Origin of the sequence: Halomonas salinarum (genome assembly GCF_012062845.1) — a bacterium.
In the GTDB taxonomy this organism is placed as follows: Bacteria; Pseudomonadota; Gammaproteobacteria; order Pseudomonadales; family Halomonadaceae; genus Onishia; species Onishia salinarum.
This window is the reverse complement of sequence record NZ_WWNB01000035.1, coordinates 1-4228: the sequence shown is the minus strand read 5'-3', so window position 1 is coordinate 4228 and position 4228 is coordinate 1. Positions and strand designations below refer to the sequence as shown.

3 protein-coding genes are annotated in these 4228 nt (G+C 62.8%); 1 reads left to right on the top strand and 2 read right to left on the bottom strand.

Annotated elements, in window-relative coordinates; translation table 11 throughout:
- Nucleotides 1–171: 171 nt before the first annotated feature.
- Nucleotides 172–705, bottom strand: coding sequence for an invasion associated locus B family protein (locus tag HF027_RS15305; RefSeq protein ID WP_168017129.1), 534 nt, complete (start codon nucleotides 703–705; stop codon nucleotides 172–174).
- A 244-nt stretch (nucleotides 706–949) separates the two neighbouring features.
- The gene (locus tag HF027_RS15300; protein WP_168017127.1) at nucleotides 950–2524 is read right to left on the bottom strand and encodes a BCCT family transporter; all 1575 of its coding nucleotides are present in this window, start codon (nucleotides 2522–2524) and stop codon (nucleotides 950–952) included.
- 244 nt (nucleotides 2525–2768) lie between these two features.
- Here HF027_RS15300 and fdhA point away from each other — a divergent pair, with 244 nt between their 5' ends.
- Nucleotides 2769–3962, top strand: a complete 1194-nt coding sequence (fdhA, locus tag HF027_RS15295) for a formaldehyde dehydrogenase, glutathione-independent (RefSeq protein WP_168017125.1) — start codon at nucleotides 2769–2771, stop codon at nucleotides 3960–3962.
- The last annotated feature ends 266 nt before the right edge of the window (nucleotides 3963–4228 follow it).

Below are 4228 nucleotides of genomic sequence, written 5' to 3'. Positions count from 1 at the left end.
GAGATGGCGCCTGCCTTCGTCCTGCCTGAGCGACGCGAGCGATCTTACCCCCGATCAGTCAGGCGCCGACCCCAGAAGTACCCGACCAAGAGAAATGCCAGTCAGCGTTAACTGACTGGCATTACGGCCTTGTGCCGGGGCTTTTCCGTTTCGGTGCCATGAACCTTGGTGTCAGGGGGCGATTGCCTGGCTGGCATCGGTGAAGCCCATCAGGGAGATGTCCAGGTCCCTGCGGTTGCCGCGAGGGTCGACGAAGCTCACGGTCGCGCTACTACCGGCGCGTAGTGCCTGAAACATCGATGGCTCGAGGGGGAGGTCGGCACGACATCCCTGCTGCTGACAGACCTGATAGGGGAATTGGGCGGGCTGTACGCTTCCTGCGCTCAGTTGCAGTCCCGGGGCAAGGCGCACGCCCAGCGGCAGCAGGATAGTCATTGCAGGGCTACCCTCGAGTTGTGGCGGGTAGGCGACCACCACTCGCATCAAGGGCTGGTTACTCTCGGCATTGCTGACCACCTGGTTCATGGTGCAGTTGCCCTGGCGGGCCTCGCTGGGGCAGACGACCTCCCAGTCACTGAATTGCTCGGTAGTGATGTCGGCACCGGGTTGGCCCATTGAGCCCTGCTGGGCCAGTGCGTGGGGGGCAAAAGCTAGCAGTGACAGCAGACCTGTCATGCACAGGCGGCGGGTGAAAAATGACGACATGGGTAGGGTACCTCCTCGGTGTCGGTGATCATGAAGATGAGTCATCAGCAACTCGCTGTGTCCGACGTATATGGCGGCTAACCGAGTCTGCGCTCGGCCTACTACCATGCCCAGTCGCGCCTTTGAGGTCGAGTCCCTGATGAATTTTCCCTGACGCATAGGTGTCGCACGACGGGGCAGTGGTGAAAACGACACAGCCCCCGGTAGCGGCCGGGGGCTGTGTGTTAATGCGCGCGACCGGGGGTCAGGCAGTGGCTACGCGCGACAAGCTACGATGCTCTTCCCTCAGGCTCTTGACCAAGCCCACGCACATCACCAGCAGGATGAAGGTGAACGGAAGGCCGGTGGTCACGGCGCCTGCCTGAAGGGCCCCCAGGGCCTTGTCACCACCGCCGTAGAGCAGGATGCCGGCGATGACCCCTTCCAGGGTGGCCCAGAAGACTCGCTGACTGCGCGGTGCGTCGATCTTGCCTCCGGCGGTGATGCTGTCGATCACCAGCGACCCGGAGTCGGACGAGGTGATGAAGAACACCAGTACCAGAATGATGGCCATGGTCGAGGTGAGGGTGGTCAGCGGTAGCTGCTCGAGCATCTGGAACATCGCCAGTGAGACCTCGCCGATGCCGTTGGCTAAGGCGCCGACGCCATTCGCGGATTGGGCGAGGGCGTTGCCGCCGAAGGCGGTCATCCAGACGACGGTGACCAGTGTCGGCACCAGCAGCACCGCCATCAGGAACTCGCGCACGGTGCGTCCACGAGAGACCCGGGCAATGAACATGCCGACGAAGGGTGACCAGGAGATCCACCACGCCCAGTAGAACACCGTCCAGCCGTGGTACCAGGTCTGGTCATCGCGACCGATCCAGTTGGATAGCGGCAGGATATGCGTCAGGTAGGCCACGCTGGTGTCCCACAGGCCGTTGGCGAACAGCAGCGTGGAACCGGTGAAGATCACGAAGAGCAGAAGCACTAGCGCGATCACCATGTTGATGTTGGAGAACAGCTTCACCCCGCCGTCGATTCCGCGCCACACCGAGTACAGCGCCACGGCGGTGACCCCAACGATGATGGCGAGCTGAGTGCCTAGCGTGTTGGGTATGTCGAACAGGTAGTTGAGGCCGCCGGCGGCTTGTGTCGCGCCGAAGCCCAGTGACGTGGCCAGACCGAAGATGGTCGACAGCACGGCGACGATGTCGATCACGTGGCCGACCCATCCACGCACATGCTGTCCCAGTAGCGGAGTGAAGGCCGAGCGCAGGGTCAGCGGCAGCCCCCGGTTGTAGGCGAAGAAAGCCAGCGACAGTCCGACCACCGCATAGATCGCCCAGGGATGCAGGCCCCAGTGGAACATGGTGGCGCCCATGGCGGCGCTGGCGCCTTCCGGGGTGCCCGGAGCGGCATTCAGCGGTGTGCCGTACCAGTCGGTGTAGTAGGCCACCGGCTCGGCCACGCTCCAGAACATCAGGCCGATGCCCATGCCCGCGGCGAACAGCATGCTGAACCAGGAGATCGTGGAATGCTCGGGACGCGCGGAGGGGCCGCCCAGGCGGATACGCCCCAAGGGCAAGACGATCAGCGCCAGGCACAGGATCACGAAGACATTGCCGGCGATCATGAAGAGCCAGTCGAAGTGCTCGATGGCAAAGCCACGGGCCGCCGTCATTTGGCTGTTGGACTGATCGGGATAGATCAAGGCATAGAGAATAAAGGCCAGGATGGCCAGAGCAGAAACCGGAAAGACGGGATTGTGGAAATCCAGCCCGAGTATCTGCTTGTTGTCCTGCCCGGGGGTCAGGATGGGGTCGTCGTCATGCGTCATGCGAGGTCCTCTATTGTTGTTGTCACATCGCCTAGCGGCGACGGCGAACATTCTTGGCAGGACCCGCAGCGAGGGCTGTCGCGAAAACGACCTCCAGATATGGCATTGCCACTTTGGCGGCGAAGATGTCTTGAATAGGCATGACAATGACTTGCTGGGAACATTCCGGCAAGCTGAAGGCGCTAAGGTCGAGTAGCGGCGGTGTCGCCGCATTAGCCAACAACAACGTTGAAGGAAGCCAGCCATGAGTGCAGCCAACCGCGGAGTCGTCTATAAAGGCCCGGGTGAAGTCGCCGTCGAATCCATCGCCTACCCGGAGCTTGCTCTTGGCAACCGCAAGTGCGAGCACGGCGTGATCCTCAAGGTCGTCACTACCAACATCTGCGGCAGCGACCAACATATGGTGCGTGGCCGCACCACCGCCGAGCCGGGCCTGGTCCTGGGTCACGAGATCACCGGCATCGTGGTCGAGTGCGGCCGCGACGTCGAATTCATCAATCAGGGCGACCTGGTCTCGGTGCCGTTCAACATCGCTTGCGGCCGCTGCCGTAACTGCAAGTCCGGCCAGACCGGTATCTGCCTGAACGTCAACCCGGCACGTCCGGGCGCGGCCTACGGCTACGTCGACATGGGCGGCTGGGTCGGTGGCCAGACCGAATATGTCATGGTCCCGTACGCGGACTTCAACCTGCTGAAGTTCCCGGATGCCGACCAGGCGATGGATAAGATCAAGGACCTGACCCTGCTGTCCGACATCTTCCCGACCGGCTTCCACGGTTGTGTGACCGCTGGCGTCGGCCCGGGTTCTACCGTCTACATCGCCGGTGCAGGCCCCGTCGGTCTTGCAGCAGCCGTGTCTGCCCAGCTGCTCGGTGCGGCCTGCGTCATCGTCGGTGACATGATCGAGGACCGCCTGGCTCAGGCGCGCAGCTTCGGTTGCGAGACGATCGACCTGACCCAAGAGGGTGACATGGCCGACAAGGTCGAGGTCATCCTTGGTGAGCGCGAAGTCGATGCCTTCGTCGACTGTGTCGGTTTCGAGGCCCATGCTTGTGGCTGCAACCACGGCAAGGAAGCCCCCGCTACCGTGCTTAACTCGGCCATGTCGCTGACGCGTGCCGGCGGCGAGATCGGTATTCCGGGCTTGTACGTCACCGAAGACCCGGGTGCCGAGGACGAGGCGGCCAAGCAGGGCGCCCTGAGCATGCGCTTCGGTCTGGGCTGGGCCAAGTCGCACAGCTTCCACACCGGTCAGTGCCCGGTGATGAAGTACCACCGCCCGCTGATGCAGGCCATCCTGTTTGACAAGGTCAATATCGCCGATGCGATCAACGTCCAGATGATCACGCTGGACGAGGCGCCCAAGGGTTACGCCGACTTCGATGGCGGCGCAGCGAAGAAGTTCGTCATCGACCCGCACGACAGCGTTCCTGCCTGAACGCGCTAGCTAGCTAGATCAACGACGGCGCCCCTTGGGGCGCCGTTTTTTTTGGTGCGCCAGGCATGGCGCGCAGCGCCGGACAGGTGCTGTTCCCGAGGGTGGTGCCTCGGGATGACTCGGGGGTGAGAGTCCCCTACGGACCCTGATAGCGGGAACCGTTAGCTGAACAGCAAGGGTGTCCGTCGCGAGGCGGAATCTGGAGGAAGCTGTAGGCAAACTCCTGGCCCGACGAACAGGAACCGCATACGAGGCTGTCGCACCTG